Source organism: Rubripirellula reticaptiva, from assembly GCF_007860175.1.
Lineage (GTDB): Bacteria > Planctomycetota > Planctomycetia > Pirellulales > Pirellulaceae > Rubripirellula > Rubripirellula reticaptiva.
Genome location: NZ_SJPX01000003.1, coordinates 80,552 through 98,751 on the forward strand (window position 1 = coordinate 80,552; position 18,200 = coordinate 98,751).

An 18,200-nucleotide genomic window follows, 5' to 3' on the forward strand; every position below is an offset into this window, starting at 1 on the left:
GGCTGCTGGTCCGTTCATCGCTTGGCACCTCCGTGCGGGAAACACGCCACTCAACAACGAGCGGCTTGACTTCAGCGATGACAACGCAATCCTTGGACCGAAACGAAATCAACGTGCGATTGCCCTGGGGGGGGGGGCAAGCGAATTATCTGTGTTTCCGGAAACTTTTTTCGTGATGACGACGAAGTCGCTGGTTGATTATTAACAGAGGTGAGCTAAAAGTTTTCAAATACGAATGGTTCCTTTTTCGGTCCTGTCCCCCTTTGTTAACGCGGGCTTCGTCTACTGGATACGGAATTATGAATCGGCAAAATCAACTTTTTTGCAACCTCCGGATGAGTTGCCGAGTGAGCCTTGGTTTCACCAAGACTGCAATCCAGATCAAGCACTTGCACCGGAGCCGGTAAAACCGCATCCAGCAAGGCGTGTCTTTTAGCATCGGATGCAATGAAAAACCGTTTCCGCCGGATCACCTGCGAGCTAAGCATTGCCATCAAGTCGCTTTGTATCGCCAGAGATAGTTTCTTACCAAGTTTCGACAGTGATAGGCAAAACTGAATTGGCGAGTCAAACGGCTTGCATCACTGTATCAGCGAGCAGTACGGAGTCGCCAGTGACGAGTAAAAACGGAAAACAAGAGGGTGGCAAGGGTTTGACATTTCTGGTCCGCCGGTGCCCGTGGCCAAGGTTCATTAGCGGTGTTGGTACTAGCCGGCGCTGTGGTCGTCTCGCTCGCCTACTCGGTTTTGGTTCGGCGAACGGGATGGTGGTACGTCGCCGGAATCCAAGCGGCGTGTCTTGCTGGACTGATCGGAACTGCAGCGTATCGCAGCGGTTCCTATCGCGGTGCAAACTTGCCGATCCAGTCCGATTTGGCGTGTTTTGCTGTTGGAGTCACGATTACCTCTCTAAAGACGGGGATTCACCATCGACTGGGACGGCCAGGAAGCAGGGCCACCGCTGTTCCTTGGTGGCTTCTGAAAATAGAATGGAGCGCAGGCGATTTCAGTGATCGCCGCAATGAATCGCTGCAACAAGTTGCTGGCTGTGATTCGGTGAACGGCGATTCAATTGACTGCGGCGCCCCAACGAACCTAGGACGGAACCATCTTCAAGTTCATTCACACCGCGGACATCCACCTGGACAGTCCGCTTCGGGGCCTCGCAAGCGACGGGCCCGTCGACCAAATTCGCGGCGCCGTGCGCGAGGCACTGGCAAGTTTGGCAGGCCTGGCCGAGCGTGAACAAGTCAACTTTGTTCTGATCGCCGGCGACATCTACGACGGAACGTGGGATACCGCCGACACGGGAATGTACTTTTTGAAGTGGCTGGATCGGCTACAAAAATCCGGCATCGAAGTCTATGCGATCAGCGGCAACCACGACGCGCAAAGCAAGATGACCAACGTCTTCAAATTGCCAGCCAACCCCAGCGGCCGACCGGTCATGTTGTCGTCAAGCCAACCTGAAACCGTCGTGCTAGACGATATCGACGTCGCGATCCACGGCCGCGGATTTTCCCAACAAGCAGAAGCCGAAAACTTAGTCCGCCAGTACCCGGCTGCGATCGCAGGCAAGTTCAACATCGGGATGCTGCACACATCGCTCGACGGCGTCGGCGGAGCCCACCACCGCTATGCACCTTGCAGCAACAGCGACCTGATCAGCCTAGGATACGACTACTGGGCACTTGGTCACATCCACACTCGAAAGCACCACCACAAACCTGGCGAAGCGCCGATCGTGTTCCCGGGAAACATCCAAGGACGACACGTTCGCGAATCTGGTCCCAAGGGCTGCGAAGTCGTCTCGGTCGACCATTCAGGCAACGTGTCCATGCAGTTCGTACGCCTTGACGTTTTTCGGTGGGAGATTTGCGACGTCAACGTCGATGGTGTGGAATCGCCCGACGAGTTGCTGTCGCGTTTTGCGATCCAGATGCAAAACGTCGTGGCTGGTGGCGATGGTCTGCCGATGGCCGTCCGCGTGATCGTGTCGGGAATTTCAACAGCACACGATGCTTGGCTTTCCGAACCCGAGAAATGGTCGGGGCAAATTCGCGCCGATGCGATCAGTGTCGGTGGCGCTGATGTGTGGATCGAAAAGGTCAAATTTAACACCCGGCCGCTGAAACAGTTGACTGCCGAAGATGTGGCCAGCGGACCGATCGAAGAAGTCCTTCGCCTGTTCGACGAACTTGCCATTGATGACGAGATGGCGACCGAATTGGACGCGGCACTGGATGACATGCGTGGAAAGCTGCCGGCGGAATTGAACCGCGGTACCGACGCCATCGCACCGAAAAACGATGTGGCGGCTTTACGGTCGTTGCTGTCTGAGATTCAACCGATGTTGGTGCATCGGTTGACGACCGAGGCGGTGGGATCGTGAGAATTCATCGTCTCGACCTGATTCGAATCGGACCGTTCACCGGCCGCAGCCTTTCGTTTACCGAAGGCGATTTTGGATTTCACGTCATCTATGGCCCTAATGAGGGCGGCAAGAGTTCGTCGCTAAGAGCGATGAAGCAGTGGCTGTTTGGAATCAAGGGTGAAAAATCCTGTCGCGACCATTTCGTGCACACGCATAATGAACTGCGTGTCGGTGGCGTCATCGAAGGCGACGACGGCAAGCGACTGGCATGCATCCGGCGCAAAGGCGGACAAAAGTCGCTTCGCGGTGAAGACGACAAATCCATCGTTTCACTCGATGACTTCAACGACTGTTTGCACCGACTGTCCGAAGAACAATTCGAAACTCAGTTCGGCATTGATCTAGAACAACTCGTGGCCGGTGGTCGCGAAATCGTTGCCAATGGCGGCGACGTTGGCGGGTCGTTGTTTGCCGCTGGTTCCGGGACCGCTCGGGTCGGCGCGGTCGGCAAATGGCTCGACAGCGAGTGCGATCGTTTGTTCAAACTCACCGGTTCGCGCCCGGCGATCAACGCGGCAATCGCTCAGTATTCGGCCGCATGCAAAGTGGTTAGCGAAAAGAGCGTACCTAGCAAACAGTGGCAATCTCAAAAAGACGCCCTCGAACAAAGCCTTAGCAAACGCCGCGACCTCGACAAACAGATCCTGGATTTGGAAACGTCGCTGCAAGGACTCGACCGCATTCGCCAAGCCTTGCCCACGATCAGCAGCCTGAAAGACGAACGTGCGTCACTAGCCGAAGTTGCCGATGCCCCGCGTTTGCGATCTGATTTTTCGGAAATCCGCGCGGCGGCAGTATTTGCGTTGTCGGCGGCCACCACGTCGCTAAAGTCGACGGAAACGGACTTGGCATCGATCACTGCCAGAATTGATGCACTGGATGTGCCTCAGTCGGTACTGGATCATGCATCGGCGATCAAGAATTTGTACAAGAATCTGGAACGCTACCTCGACTGGGTTCGCAATTGCCCCGAACTGAAATCAAAACGCAAGACGCTGGAAACAAGAGCCGAACGAACTCTCCTTGAACTGGGTAAAGATCCATCGGCGGACCATGCCGAACAAGTTCGAATCGGAACCACCAACCGTCTGCGCATCAATGAATTGGCGGAACAACGTTCGGCGCTGATGCAATCGGCTGAAGCGGCGGCGGCTGAGTTAGCTGACAAGCAGCGTGTTCTAAAGGACGCAGAAACCGCAATGTCGGCGTTGCCGAAACCGGTCGATACAAGTTCGCTGCGGACAGCGATTGATAACGCCAGAAAACTTGGTGACTGCGAACAACAACTGGCTGCGCAAGAAGCAAAGCTGGCTGAATCGCGGTCGCGCGGGCAACGAGAAATCGCCAAGCTACCGCTGTGGACCGGCACAATCGAAGAACTGGAAAGTCTTCCCATTCCATCGTCGGAATCAATCGCTCGCTACGAAACCGAACTTGCCGCTGCGGACCAGAACGTCCGTTCTTTACAGGCCGAGATCGCCGACTTGGAAGACAAGATCGCTGATGCCGACACAAGGCTCAGCGCGCTGCAACTGACTCAGGACGTTCCCACCGAAGATGACTTGGACGGCGTCCGCTTGCGCCGTGACGAACTCTGGAATCCCATTGCGGCAACCTTCAGCGACCGATCGTCAGTCCAATCGCCTCCCAGTTCCGAGTCGATCGACGAATACGAAGCGCTCGTTCGCCAGGCCGACGAAATGAGCGACCGGCTAAGACGCGAAGCCGAACGGGTCGCCGAGAAGACGCGGTGGATCGCCGATCGGAACGGATGGGGCACGTCACTAGAAAATCGCCGCACACGTTTGGAAGCTGCCAAGTCGGATCGAGCCAACACCCATGCCGATTGGCGAGAATTGTGGTTGCTGGCGAACATCGATCCGCTGGCTCCGGTTGAAATGAAAGTGTGGATGGAAAACCATCGAAAAATTTCAGAACTCGCCAGCCTGATCCGCGAACAGGATCAAGCGTGTGAATCAAATCGCAGCAACATTGACTCTCATCGCCAATCACTGCTGGCCCGATTAGGTGAAGTCGATACGGAGACCGATTTCGAACCAACAGCTTCGCTAGCGTCATTGATTGACATTGCCGATCAACGATCCAAGTCATTCGAGACCATCGAAAACAACCGGTTGCAACTGCAGACACAACTGACGCAGTACCGTGAAGAATGTGGTAACGCGAAAACAAAGCTGACCGATGCCAACGAGAAGAAAGAACGCTGGCAAACTGAGTGGATGGACGCCGTCAAAGTGCTGGACGGCAACGCCAACCTGTCGGCATCCGGCGCAATGGCAATGCTGCAGACGATCGACCAATTGGTACACGACATCGACGAGGCAGAGAAGCTAGCTCGCGACTGGAACGATCATCACACCCAAATCGAAGCCTACGACGATTCCGTTTTGAAACTGACCGAGACCATTGGCCTTGATGTTGGCGAGGCATCGGTTTCGCAAACGGTTGCCGATTTGCAAGACCAACTCGGACGGGCAACCGAACAGAAAGCGACTCGCGATAGCTTGATTGCAGAACGTGATCGCATCGAAAAGAAAATGACGACAGCGAAGCAGTCCATCATCAACGAGACCGCACGTTTGGACGAACTGCGTCGCGAAGCCGGGTGCGAAACGACCGACGATCTGCCGAACGTCGAGCGTCAGTCGGTGCAACGGATTTCAATCGAGCAAGAAATCGATACGCAGGAGAAACTGCTGCGGCAATGGACACAGGGCGCTGAACTGGACACCTTCATTGCGGCAGCAAGTGCCGAGGATCCCGACCGCCTGGGACCTCAAATTGATCAACTTGCCGAACAGATCGAACAAGCGAAGAAGCTGCGAGAAGAATTGTCGGAATCGATCGGTGCGCAGCAAAAAGATCTTGACCGGATCGATGGCAGTTCGGATGCTGCGAAAGCGAACGAAGATGCCGAGGTCGCTTTGTCGCAAGTCCGCGAACATGCCGAAACGTATTCGCGGATGAAGTTAGCATCAGTCGTATTGAAACGTGCCGTGCATCGGTATCGCGAGCAGAACCAAGGACCGGTCCTGCAACGGGCCAGCGTGTTGTTTGCCGAATTGACACTGGGCGCGTTCGAAGGTTTGCGGTCGGATTTTGGCGATGACGGTGAACCGATATTGGTCGGTGTGCGGGCTTCATCGAGCCAATCGGAATCGTTGGTGACGGTTGACGGGATGAGCGAGGGAACTTGCGATCAACTGTTCTTAGCACTGCGAATCGCATCGCTCGAGTTGCATTTCCAATCCAACCCGCCAGTTCCGTTTGTGATCGACGACATATTGGTCAAGTTTGATGACAAACGGTCAGCCGCTGCAATGCGTATCCTTGCCGAACTGTCCAAGCAAACTCAGGTGATCATGTTCACTCACCATGACCACTTGATCGAGGTCGCTCGCGCGGCAGTGCCTGCGGAGATGTTGTTTGTCCAGTCGCTTGAAGACGGCGGTACCCACGACGAGGCAGACCAAGGAACGCCAGCGGTTGTGATCCCCAAAACGCCGAAGCCGAAACGTAAGCGAGCGACCAAAGAAACCCCGCCGATTGGTGAACTTTTTTGACGAACTGAGAGCCCCCATTCGTCCATTTCATTGAATGCAGCGTGCTCCGCAGTCATGATTGAGCGGGCGGCAAGCGGTCGCAAACTTTGATTTTCGATTCTCAGATGGGCGTTGGCATGGCGGATGAACTGATTTTGGCGGTGTGCGACTGTGGCAAGACTTTGAAAGTCAAACCATCGTACGCCGGCAAAAAAGTTCGTTGCCCATCGTGTAACGCCGGAGTCTTGATCGACTCGCTGCCATCGGCAGCAGAAAAATCGCCGGACACCAACCGATCAGGCGCAATGAAACCGGCCAGCGAGAAGCGTGATACCAATCAACCGGTTACGGGCAAACCGGCCAAAGACGCTTTTAGTTTCCTGCAAGGTGGCCAGCCGAGCCCTGCGCCTGCGAAACCGGTGATCGACATCAAGCTTGACGTACCAGCAAAAGCGGCCGCGAAGAAGGAGAAGACACCCAAGGCACCGATAGTCGTCGATGCACTTGGTGAATCCGATGCGGCTAAACTAAAGTCCGCAAGTAAGCAGCTTGACACTGCGCCGGCTATCGCCGAGAAAGTCGACGGGACGATCAAGTCGCCGATTCTGCCACCGGCAATGGCGTCAGCAACTTCGACAACCGGCGAGATTCCCGACTTCGGGTCGACCACGCCGCCGCCCGGCAAAACCGGATCTGATCCGGGTACAGGTACCGGATCGTCTGGCGACAGGCAGCCCCGCCAATATCCGACACTCGACCTGATCCGCATGCTGTACCGCGTTTTCGCTTACATCGTGATGGCTGGGTCGTTACTGATGGCCCTCGTTTCAATCGGGCTCGCAGTCTACCAGGGCGGTTCCAACGTGGTGATTGGAATCATTTCAGCTGTCCCGATATTGGTCGGCGGGGCGATTGGCGGCGCCACCATGCTGGCTGTCTCGGAAGGGATCAAATTGCTGCTCGATATCCAGGACAACACACATCGTTCAGCAGACCAAAAGTAAGCAAAGCACTCAAAAACCCTGAAAAACACAGCCTCGAATGGGGCTTGGCGAAGCTTGCAAATTTTGGCATACTCTCGCCCTCACGGCGACGTAGCTCAGTTGGTTAGAGCACGGTCTTCATAAGGCTGGGGTCGGTGGTTCAAGTCCACTCGTCGCTACTGAAACGAAAGCCGCGATCCGGTCCCACGACCGATCGCGGCTTTTTTCGTGCGACGTTGCCCCTGGCCGGTAGAAAGGAGTTGCCGGAAATTTCGCTTGATACCGAGAGCCTGGAACCATCCTCGACAAGCGTCAACTCACCAGCCGGTGGCCATGCTAACATGCCCACGCTTTGTCTAACGTTTCACAAACGGCCAGCTCCCGCAGTATGCTGAAGATCATGATGCCAAGGTACCGAAGATTTTTACCCTCAGATGCATCCATTAGATACTGAAACGGGCAAACGTAAATTTCTCATCGCCGGCCAGCAAGAAATTAGCACCTAACCACGTTTTCGAACCTCTGCTTTTGACTGAGCAGTGCTCAGCAGTGGGCGGGCGAGGCTGGGGAAGACACTGAGCGTGGTGGCGGCGACACGGCAAGCTACGGGCGATCGCAGCATGGCGGTCATGACTCGGCAAATCGTTTTCCTTCGCTTGACGGACACGTCAATGTAGTTGCACCACTCTTCACCGATGTGCTTTAGATCGTAATGATTGCGAGCAACAAGGTCTGCTGCGGCGATGCCGCCTTGCATCGCCCAAGTCATGCCTTCGCCCGTGAAGGGTTCTACGTAGCCGGCAGCGTCACCAATCGCGATCACGCGGCCGAGCCCAGCAACGCGAGTCCGTCTTAATGGCGGTGTTGCCATAAGCGGCGTCAGGTCACCCAATCGCAATGATGCAAAGACGCTGTTTGCCAAGATTTGTCCAACGCGATGCAGAGGATCGCCTGATGACGCACCCGTTGATCCAGAGACTAATGCAGCGGCTACGTCGACTTGCCCGCCTTCAAGTTGTACCAACCCAACGTAACCGTCGGCGTCGCAAGCCATGTAAATTGTCCCTGGTTCGACGTCCGATGATGAAGCCATGAAGGATACGCCAAATGGGCCGTGAGGCTGTTCGATCCAAGGCAGCATGCCCTTCAGGTTGCCTGCGCGAAGACCTGATGCGACAACAACACAATCATAAGTTTCAATCGTACGCTCGCCGTTTTGTTCTAAACGAACGTGGACGGTGGCGTCATCTGCACTTTCAACAACAGCCGAGCACTGCATCCTGACTCGAGCACCGGTTTTCTGCGCGGCCTCGACCATCATCGGGTCGAGGATCTCACGAGACACCGCAATTCCCGCGGGAATTTTCAAATCGAGGTGCCGACCACCGAGTGAGGCCCGCCAACGATTCGTCGTAACCGATCGCGACATCACGCTGTCGAGCAAATCAAGTTCCTGCAGTTGCTCGATACCAGTTGGCCCTAGGCAACATCCACAGACCTTTGCTCGCGGAAAAGCTTCCTTCTCGACAAGGTCAACGTCGATGCCGCGCTGACGAAGTCGAATCGCGAACGAGCAACCCGCGACACCAGCACCAATCACAAGAATTTTGGAAGCCGCCGGCGTTTTAGAATCTGATGGCCGAAGCTGATCGCGGCCCATCATGCGACGTGATAAGCGATGAAGCGGCACGGCAAAGCGCGGTGCATTTGGATCGGCGTTCCCATCGCGTATTGACCTAGATCAGCGAACTCGTTTCGAGTGAACGATCCGCGAACACTTTGAGGACCATCATGATGCACCACCTTTGAACGCGACAACACTCTTGACGCAAACGCCACCAACCCAACATTCAGCCGAGACCGCTCCAAATCGCACACTAGGATCGCATTGTCAGTCGCCGCGCGCATTTGACGCAGCAAATTGATGGCGTCAGCGACTTCCAAGTGATGCATGAACAACGAGTTGGTGACCAAGTCGAACCCGGTTGGCAGCGGCTCGGTCAGACAGTTCATTTGGATCGAAGTCACGTTCACGCCGCGTGCGCGAGCAAGCCTTTGTTGTTGCTCGATCGCCACCGGACTGATGTCAAGCATTGTGATTTGCAGATCGACTCCATCGCGTTTGGCCTGGCGAGCCCACGCGATCGGAACGTCACCACCGCCGCTGGCAACGTCAAGAACTTTAAGCGGCCGCGGAGTCGTAGCCGACAACAAGCGGTTCTTGGTCAACCGGCGGACATATCGATACATCAAGCTTGCCACACCGGTGTATCGGTTCAGCCTCGCAAGTCCTGCCAGCGCCTGAGCATGTTCCAACGGATCAATCGCAGGATCGTCCATCCACTCGGGACGCAGATCGCGAAGCAAAGTAAATTTCCGCCTAATCGGGAAAATAAGTTCTTCCGCGTCGGTGTTTATCTGCTGCCGACTGGTGAAATCACAATCGACTGCGTCTGTATGATTGAGAATGATTAACCTTCCTCTTCCAACGGGCGATGCTTCCACAAACTTATGCGATTATGCTGCGTCCCTACACTGGCGCCGACATATCGCATCTCGGATTCTGGTTTATCAACGACGAAACATCGGAATGGTAGTCCGACGGCTAGTGGTTAGCTGCAACTCGATTGTTAGTCTTTCGAACGCAGAAAAGTAATTAGATCGCCGAACTCGTCTGGCGACAAACTCTCAGCAAAATTGCTTGGCATCAGCGACCGACCGGCTTCGCGGCGCTGCTCAATATTTGCTACGTCGACATTCACTTTCGTCCCATCGGTCAGGAGCACGTTAATCTGCCGGTCATTTTCCGAAGCGACCAACCCAACGATGACACGACCGTTGTCCAAAAGGAAACTGGTGGTACGGAATGCTTGATCCACGTTCTGATCGGGTGTCACGATATCTTCCAACAAACGCTCAATGCTGCGAGTCGTCGCGCCATCAAGTTGTGGTCCAACGACGGCGCCTTCGCCTCGCAATTGATGGCACACCGCACAGTGTTTCGTGTACAGCCGTTTGCCATTGGTGCGATCGCCCGAATCTGACACGACCGTGGCTTTCAAATCTTCAAGTGCCTTCAGCGCCGAATCGTCGGCACCGATGCCCTTCGTCATTTCGTCGAGACGATGCCGTTGCTGTGCTGTCAGCCTGGGGTGGACGGCCTGCGCCACGGTGGCGTCGACCAACACCTCGCGGCTGATCCAACCCCATTGGGCCATGTCGAGCAACGTTTCCACCTCGGCACCGCTGGTCGCCCACGCCATAGCAAGATCCCGTTGACCGCCCGAGGACAGTTCCTTGCACAATTGCCGCGTTGCCTCGTGAAAAGCCTCGCGATCACGCACTAACATCGACTTGATCGTCCGTTCAACTAAGTCATTCGGGGCTTTGGAGTCTTGCAGAATCTGCAACACGATTGCCGCATCCAGATCGTCACGCAGGCGGGCGATCGTACTAGCCACCTCGACTCGCCACCGTCGCGACAGACGATTCGAATCAAGCATGGCGCAAAGCGAGTCCATGCTTTCGTTAAGTCCGAGACGATTGATCCAAGCCAGCGAAGTCGCCAGCGGCGAAGAATCGTCGGCGTAGCTGAGCCAAACGGGTTCGAATCGTCCGACGGCCAACCATGCATAGGAGGCCCCCGAATCACCATCGATGCACTCGATGTGGACACCGCGTCCCGCCACCGAGGCGGTGTCCCAGCGAAACGGCCGCGCCATATCGTTTCGTGGTGGCGTCGCCTCGTGCAAAACTTCGCCCGTCTCGTCCAAGATCAAACGAACCGTGTTCTTCCCATGGTCCTGTTCGGACGGCAACCCGTTGTGCCCAGCCATCCAAAATTCAATGCTCTCGGGCGCTGCGAATGTGTCGCTGATCAGCGCGCCGATGTAAGTTTCGCCGCGGCCAAAACTACTGACTAGCATCGCATCTTCACCACTTTCGAGTTTGCGTTTTTCGCTTTGCCATGACACACCATCATCGGTGAACCAGCTCAGCCGCTTGCCAGTTTTGTCGACATTTGCCAGTTCGGCTTGCACCAATTGACTGGCCCACTGGCGAAGAGACGCCGCCACGTCACGGGGCCTGGCGTTTTGCGCATCACAAAGCACCTCGAGCACATCGAATTGTTTCTCGCGATCACTACCGGTGATCTCCCGTGCGACTCGCACGCAATCATCCAATTGCTCGGGGCCAGCATTCCTGGCGGCGTGGGACAAGTATTCATCGCGGTCAGCCGTCGCAGGATTATCCGACAAAAATCTCAGCAAGCTCGCAGTCACCTCCCACCGTTGCACACCCAACAGAATCGATGCCAAGTTGACGCCGGGGGTTTGGGACCAAACATCATCGCTCGCTGGTGCGTTGTTCATCAGATTGGCAACGGCGATGCGGATCGTTTGCCGCAGCACTGGATCGCGATCTGGAACTGACGACAACCGCTTCAGCAGCAAAGCCACGTCAGTTGTCCGGCCATGGCATCCCAGCAATTCTGCCGATGTGCGAACGACGTGAGCATTGCCAGCGGCGAGTCCCGTTCGCACCTCGTCCAGATGCCGACCGTCGCTTGATTCGTGTTCCAGCAAACGGCCAGCCTGTCGCAGCGATATCACCTGATCCAGAGCGGGCGTCAACGGAGGACCGGCCTGCTGATCACCCGTGTATCGAATTTGCCAAATCCGGCCGCTCGTACGATCACGTTCGGGATGTTCCAGCGGCACTTCGTAATGGCCGATGATCTTGTTGTAAAAGTCGGCAACGTAGATATTGCCGTCCGGTCCAAACTGCACATCGACGGGGCGAAACCAAGGGTCATCGCTGGTCAAAAAGTCCGCGCGTTCTTCGCCGATCGCCGTCGCGCCCCGAAAGATTCGCTGGTTGCGATTCAGTCGCGATGTCATCACGTTGCCGCTAATAAACTGCTCACGCAGCGGAACAATCGAGCTATCGGGCGGAACGAACAGCAGTCCAGAAATGGCAGTGCTGCCGTGCAGATGGTCCAGCATCGGCGGCAGGAAACCGAGGCCGTCATGCGGCCTGCCGAAACTGGGATAGCACGCGCCGCGAATCAACTGCGAAATCGGTTTGCTGTGACAGTCGGCCGAATAGAAGTAGCCCCACTCGTCGGTCGTCATTCCAAACGGGTTGACCTGGCCGTGTGTGTAATGCTCGACGCGGCTGCCGTCGGGGCGAAAGCGAAACGCATTGCCCGAGTGCATCGTCACGACGTGTCCATCGGTGCCCGCGACTTGGCTTTGGTTGTTGAATCCGTGGCAGGCATGAATCCATCCGTCGCCCGCGTCACGCAACGAATTCACCATCCCGTGCGTGTCGCGCGACGTATCGAATGGACCGAGCACGACGTCGCGCCGATCGCACTTGCCATCGCCGTCGGTGTCTCGCAGATACCACAGATTGGGAATACTGAAACAGAGACAGCCTTCGCCATACGGCAGCACGCCGATTGGAATGTTCAATCCATCAGCAAACGTTTCAAAGCGATCAGCCGCACCGTCGCCGTCGGTATCTTGAAGGATCGATACCGCATCGCGAGCTTTGTCGGGATCTGTCGCCGGATAGGGATACTCGACGCTGTGCGTTACCCACAATCGTCCGCCTGCGTCAAACGCCATGTTCAGCGGCTTAGAGATTTGCGGTTCGGACGCGAAAAGTCGAATCTCGAATCCGGGCGGCAGATGAAACCCTCGTCGTTGTTGTTCGGGGGACTGCCAGTCCGTCGAACGAACACCTTCGCCGTAAATCGCTGCATCCGTAATGGGCTCGGCCGCAGGCGGCAACCCAATAGGATCGGCACTCCAACTCTTGCCAACGAGGCAAACGACCAGAAGAGCACATTGCATGATCGTTGGGCCAGGCTTCAAGGTTTTATCCATTTGATTGCCACGCGTTTTGTTGCCAGAGCAAATTTGGGGTGTCGAGACGAAAGAGCAGCGAAACGTCAAGTCGATTCTAGCTTTAGACCTAGTCTTTCAAGATCTACAATCCGTTTAGACCAGTCGATTCGGCAAGGGGCTCCGATCGGTTGGTCATCGCGATAGACGCCCAGCGACAAAGATCGAATTCGATCGTGGCGGACTTGCTTGTCGACCAACGGCATGGCAGCCGATCGGTCCTGCAGAGCTTCCAGCAACTGCTGTTTTTCTTCGTCCAACCAAGCGATCGCGATGCGGTGCAGCGCGACAATACGGAACCAGTGCCAAGGCTTTTCGACAGACACACATTGCCGGCACCATTTCCAATCGGCAAACCTGCGCAAGTCATCCGGTCGAATTAGAAAACAACGCACGCACTTCTTACGCACAACCGTTCGGTCTTCACACGTCATCGCGAACAGCCACGGTTCTCGCGGAATCGACGTCACTGCAAACAGACCCGCAATGTGCCCCATCGCGTCGTTGACGAGTTCAAAACCAAGTGTTCCTTCGGTGTTTAAGATCGGATCGGCGAGCGTACAATCGTTGGCCGCTTTCTCAACGGCTTCGCGAACGGCGATGTTGTCGTAAAGATCATTTAGAGTTGTTTTCGGAGCCATATTGCGGAACAACAAAACCCATCGCTGCGGCATTTGCTCGGCCACTTGCGACGCTGACGTCTCGACCTCGCCGGCCGATGGGCCATCGACGGCGGCACTGTCGTTCGTATCGTCAGGCGACAGATAATGCACTTGAAAAACGAAGTCATCTGAGTCACCGGATTGCAATCGCTGGATCGCGTTGAGACGGCGCCGGAACAGCAAAAACCAACTAACCAAAATCCCGGCCAGAAAACCGCCAGCCTTGCCAAGGAATTCAGGCAACAATCGCTCCCATTGCAGCGTCATGAGCCAGTCGATGAAAGGTTGCAAGTTTTTGTCCATCTGTTGGTGAGGCAATCGTTGACGCGCGTAGAGTGAGTTTCGCAACACAGTTTACGAAAGATTATGTCGCCTAAACGATCCGCAGGTAGCCCCCGGCATTGCCCCCAACCACGACATTGTTTGCGTCAACAATATTAGCGATCGGCGTCCCGTAACGCTTCGACTTGGTCAAGCATGGCTTGGAACTCGTCTTCGGTCAGTACCGTCACGCCGAGCGTTCTAGCCTTTTCCAATTTGCTGCCGGCCTTTTCGCCAGCCAACAGGAAGTCCGTTTTTTTACTTACGCTTGTCGATGCACGACCACCAAGTCTTTCAATCAACCCCTTTATTTCGTTTCGTTTGAATTTCTGCAGCGTTCCCGTCACGACTACGGTCTTACCCGCAATCGGTGTATCGCCTTCGACTTCGATTGGCTCGGGATCTGATAGCTCGACTCCCACGCGAGCGAACTCCTCGAACATTTGCTTTCCAACGTCGCTGGCACAGAACTCACAAACGCTCTCCGCGATGCGGTCACCGATTTCATGAATCGCCGCCAAATCTTCTTGCGACGCCGCCATCAACGACGCAATCGTAAAGTGGTCATGCGTGATCAGCTTGGCAACTCGTGGGCCAACGTGACGGATCGAAATCGACGCCAACACTCGCGCCAAGCCTCGCGAACGACTGGCGTCGATTCCTTTGATCAGTGCTTCGGCGTTCGCCTGGCCAAATTGGACATTGATCATCGCTCCGTCCTTACCCTTACGCTGCTTGGGCCAAGTCAGTGCTGCGACTTGATCGACCGTCAACTGGTACAGATCCGGGTAACTGGCGACCAACTTATGCCCCATCAACAAATCGACCACCTCTTCGCCCAACCCCTCGATGTCCATTCCGGTGCGGCTGCCGAAATAGACCAAGCGTTGACGAAGCTGAGCCGGACAAGACGGATTCGGACAACGGATGTAGACGCCGCCTTCGTCACGAACCAGTGCGGTCTGACATTCGGGACACTCGGCCGGGAAAGTCCAATGAGGCAGATCATCCTTTCGCAAGTGCTTTTCAACACGCACGACCTTGGGAATGATCTTGCCTGCTTTTTCAACGACAACCGTGTCACCTTCTCGTACGTCCAACCTGTCAATCTCGTCCGAATTGTGCAGCGAGGCGCGAGACACCGTCGTGCCAGCAATCTCGACGGGCGTCAAGTTAGCAACGGGTGTGACCGTTCCCGTCTTTCCCACTTGGACCGTGATCGTGTTCAGCGTCGTCGTTGCTTCGTAACGTTCAAACTTGTACGCGATCAACCAACGCGGACTCTTGCTGCGCATGCCAAGTTTTTCGCGTTGGGCGAAATCATTTACCTTGAACACAATGCCGTCGACTTCGAAGGGCAGGTCGGGCATTTGTTCTTCGAGTGCCGCCACAGCTTCGATCGCCGCAGCCGAACTGCCCAGCAACTGAACATCCGGTGTTGGCGGAATGCCCAGCTTGCCGACTTCCTTCAGGAATTCGATATGTGTGGTTGCGGTTAGCCCTTCGGTTGCGCCGACGCCGTGGCAAAAGAATCGTAGTTTGCGTTGGGCGGCGATGGCCGGATCCAACAAGCGGATCGTTCCGGCCGTTACGTTCCGCGTGTTCTTGTACGGTTCATCCCCAGCATCGACTTGGCGCAAATTTAAATCAGCCAAGTCACTATTGGTCATGTAGACTTCGCCACGCACTTCTAAGATTGGCGGCGGCGCTTGTCCGCTCAACAGCAAAGGCAAGTCGCGCACAGTACGAATGTTGTGAGTGATATCGTCGCCGACGTCGCCGTTGCCACGGGTCAGGGCAAGCGTCATCCTGCCCTCCTCGTAGCGGATCGATCCCGCGACTCCGTCGATTTTGTATTCCATCACCCACTGGATCGGTTCACCGCCGATTAACTTTTCAGTGCGATCAAAGTACGCCTGCAATTCTTCGCGGCTGTACGTATTGTCGATCGACAGCATCGGGACCGAGTGAGCGACCTGCACCAAATGATCGACCGGCGCGTCACCGACTCGCTGAGTCGGCGAATCCGACGAACGTAGTTCGGGGTGCTGGTCTTCAAGTTGCTTCAATTGCTCGAGCAAACGGTCGTACTGCAGATCCGAGACCGCCGGCTTGGCCTCGACGTAATACAAATGGTCAAGCCGACGAATCTCGGTTCGCAGCTCTTCGACTTGTTTTGCAACTGAAGACGCCATGACTGCCCGCTTCTGCTGAGTTCGGTTCGGATCAGAGGAAAAGAAGGCCGCCTGAGCACGCCGGGCTCAAGTTTCATTGAACAGCGCAGGATCAACCATCGACGGCAAATTTCCCACATTTGCACCGTCGGCGAAAGCAGACTTGAAGTTCCGAGCCAACCACGCACGGGCATCAAGATTTGATTTACAATTAGGTCCGCCCAACTCTCCCACCCAAGCACCCTCTTCTCGATCTGAAATTACTTGATGAAAAACATTTTGACCGTCGTCGCCATTTTGACACTGTGGTGCCTGCCTCAGATTGCCTCTGCCGCGGACAAGCCTAATGTTGTGATTGTGATCACCGACGACCAAGGCTACGGTGACCTGGGATGCTTGGGCAACCCGGTGTTGAAAACGCCCGAAATCGACAAACTGTATGCTGATTCAGTTCGCTTGACCGACTATCACGTCGCGCCAACCTGTTCGCCAACGCGATGCGCGTTCCTGACCGGACACTGGACCAATCGCACGGGCGTTTGGCACACGATCATGGGCCGATCAATGCTACGTGAAAACGAAGTCACGATGGGCGACGTTTTTCAAGCGGCCGGATACGAAACCGGAATGTTCGGTAAATGGCATTTGGGCGACAACTATCCGTTTCGCGCCGAAGACCGTGGGTTTGGCGAAGTGCTGCGGCACGGCGGCGGCGGAGTAGGCCAGACGCCTGATTTCTGGGACAATGCTTATTTTGACGGCCAGTACTTCCACAACTCCGTCGAAACACCGGTCAATGGATTTTGCACGGATGTTTTCTTTGACTATGCCAAGCGTTTCATCAAAACGCAAAATGACGCAGGCAAACCGTTCTTGGCGTACATCGCCACCAACGCGCCGCATGGACCAATGCATTCACCGGAGCAATACAGCAAACCGTATTCAGATCAACCGGTTGGGCTGGCAAACTTTTATGGCATGATTGCGAACATTGATGACAACGTTGGGCAGATGAAACGATTCCTGGATGAATCAGGACTCAGCGAAAACACGATCTTTATCTTCACAACGGACAATGGGACGTCGGCAGGTGAGAAGGTTTTCAACGCGGGGATGCGAGGAAAGAAGGGAAGCCCCTACGACGGTGGTCACCGCGTACCATTTTTCATTCATTGGCCAAATGGGAAATTAACCGGAGGACGCGATGTCGACCCGATTACCGCTTACGTCGACGTACTGCCGACGCTGATCGAATTGTGCAACATCGCGCCACCCGAAGGCGTAAAGTTTGACGGAACCTCGATCAAGCCATTACTCGAAAACACTTCAAAAGATGAGACGTCGTCGGATTGGGACGACCGAATCTTGGTGACCGATTCACAACGTGTGAAGGACCCGATCAAGTGGCGGCAAAGTGCGGTCATGACCAGCCGATATCGATTGATCGACGGCAAAGAACTTTATGACATGACTTCGGACCCCGGCCAAAGCCACAACGTTGCCGCAGACAATCAAGAAGTGGTCGCACGATTGACCGATTTTTATGAGAATTGGTGGGCCGAATTGGAACCCACATTCGCCGACGAGACTTCGATCTACTTGGGACATCCGGCCAGCAACCCAACCCGTTTGACTTGCCACGACTGGATTACCACTCAAATGGTCCCATGGAACCAATCCCAAGTCCGCGGCGCAATGAATGGCGACGCAAACACCGGGTTCTGGAACGTCAAAGTGGTTGAAGACGGTGACTACGAGATTCGATTGCGACGCTGGCCCACAGAGTCTGGCGCTGCGATCGACCAAGCTCTACCGCCCGGCGCAGATGTGCCTGGTGACAAAGCGTATCGAGCCCGCCCCGGAAAAGCGTTTCAGCCCGTCCGTGCCACCGTCGAAATCGCAGGCCAAAAGGCAGAGTCTTCCGTCCAGCCGGGCGACGAAGAAGTCGCTTTCAATATGAACCTTAAAAGCGGACGCACAAAGTTGACTGCGTTGTTTGAGACGAAGTCGGGCGAAATTTATGGAGCCTATTATGCGTACGTGCGCAAGAAGTAGACACCGCGTTTTGACCGTGATTGGCTTGCTGGTAGTTTCGGTGACGTCACTCGGCTGCCAACCCGAGGCCCCAGCACGCCAAGCGATCAGCGGAACT

Annotated in this window: 10 protein-coding genes and 1 tRNA gene; 6 read left to right on the forward strand and 5 right to left on the reverse strand. The window is 55.4% G+C overall.

Annotated features, from left to right (window positions below; all coding sequences use genetic code 11):
* The 5 genes from Poly59_RS29945 to Poly59_RS13095 all read left to right on the forward strand — a co-directional run.
* Positions 1 to 205, forward strand: a 205-nt coding sequence (locus tag Poly59_RS29945; RefSeq protein WP_222436099.1) for a hypothetical protein, incomplete at its 5' end; no start/stop codon positions are given.
* Between the two features lie 914 nt (positions 206 to 1,119).
* Complete coding sequence (locus Poly59_RS13080) at positions 1,120 to 2,391, forward strand: metallophosphoesterase family protein (RefSeq protein ID WP_261343501.1); 1,272 nt, start codon at positions 1,120 to 1,122, stop codon at positions 2,389 to 2,391.
* Positions 2,388 to 6,017, forward strand: coding sequence for a YhaN family protein (locus tag Poly59_RS13085; RefSeq protein ID WP_186776227.1), 3,630 nt, complete (start codon positions 2,388 to 2,390; stop codon positions 6,015 to 6,017). The genes Poly59_RS13080 and Poly59_RS13085 overlap by 4 nt, the downstream gene beginning before the upstream one ends.
* Before the next feature lie 86 nt (positions 6,018 to 6,103).
* Positions 6,104 to 7,000 carry a hypothetical protein gene (locus Poly59_RS13090; protein ID WP_146534582.1) on the forward strand — a complete coding sequence of 299 codons (897 nt, stop codon included), beginning with the start codon at positions 6,104 to 6,106 and terminating at the stop codon, positions 6,998 to 7,000.
* A gap of 84 nt (positions 7,001 to 7,084) precedes the next feature.
* A tRNA-Met gene (locus Poly59_RS13095) sits at positions 7,085 to 7,158 on the forward strand.
* Between the two features lie 323 nt (positions 7,159 to 7,481).
* On the opposite strand, the gene Poly59_RS13100 is transcribed toward Poly59_RS13095, so the two are convergent.
* The 5 genes from Poly59_RS13100 to ligA form a co-directional block, all read right to left on the reverse strand.
* Positions 7,482 to 8,642, reverse strand: coding sequence for an NAD(P)/FAD-dependent oxidoreductase (locus tag Poly59_RS13100; protein ID WP_146534583.1), 1,161 nt, complete (start codon positions 8,640 to 8,642; stop codon positions 7,482 to 7,484).
* On the reverse strand, positions 8,639 to 9,346 hold the full coding sequence (locus Poly59_RS13105; protein ID WP_146534584.1) for a methyltransferase domain-containing protein: 708 nt from the start codon (positions 9,344 to 9,346) through the stop codon (positions 8,639 to 8,641). The genes Poly59_RS13100 and Poly59_RS13105 overlap by 4 nt, the downstream gene beginning before the upstream one ends.
* Before the next feature lie 263 nt (positions 9,347 to 9,609).
* On the reverse strand, positions 9,610 to 12,873 hold the full coding sequence (locus Poly59_RS13110; protein WP_146534585.1) for a PVC-type heme-binding CxxCH protein: 3,264 nt from the start codon (positions 12,871 to 12,873) through the stop codon (positions 9,610 to 9,612).
* Between the two features lie 65 nt (positions 12,874 to 12,938).
* Positions 12,939 to 13,820: a hypothetical protein gene (locus Poly59_RS13115; RefSeq protein WP_146534586.1), complete on the reverse strand. Its 882-nt coding sequence runs from the start codon at positions 13,818 to 13,820 to the stop codon at positions 12,939 to 12,941.
* 170 nt (positions 13,821 to 13,990) lie between these two features.
* On the reverse strand, positions 13,991 to 16,069 hold the full coding sequence (gene ligA / locus Poly59_RS13120) for an NAD-dependent DNA ligase LigA (RefSeq protein ID WP_146534587.1): 2,079 nt from the start codon (positions 16,067 to 16,069) through the stop codon (positions 13,991 to 13,993).
* Positions 16,070 to 16,315: 246 nt separating this feature from the next.
* Here ligA and Poly59_RS13125 point away from each other — a divergent pair, with 246 nt between their 5' ends.
* A complete protein-coding gene (locus Poly59_RS13125) occupies positions 16,316 to 18,103 on the forward strand; it encodes an arylsulfatase (RefSeq protein WP_146534588.1) in 1,788 nt (595 codons plus the stop codon).
* Positions 18,104 to 18,200 lie beyond the last annotated feature (97 nt).

Excerpts from the sequence above, each read along its gene's own strand:
- Poly59_RS13100 (WP_146534583.1), bottom strand. The coding sequence starts at position 8,642 with ATGATGGGCCGCGATCAGCTTCGGCCATCAGATTCTAAAACGCCGGCG.
- Poly59_RS13110 (WP_146534585.1), bottom strand. The coding sequence starts at position 12,873 with ATGGATAAAACCTTGAAGCCTGGCCCAACGATCATGCAATGTGCTCTT.
- Poly59_RS13115 (WP_146534586.1), bottom strand. The coding sequence starts at position 13,820 with ATGACGCTGCAATGGGAGCGATTGTTGCCTGAATTCCTTGGCAAGGCT.
- ligA (WP_146534587.1), bottom strand. The coding sequence starts at position 16,069 with ATGGCGTCTTCAGTTGCAAAACAAGTCGAAGAGCTGCGAACCGAGATT.
- Poly59_RS13125 (WP_146534588.1), top strand. The coding sequence starts at position 16,316 with ATGAAAAACATTTTGACCGTCGTCGCCATTTTGACACTGTGGTGCCTG.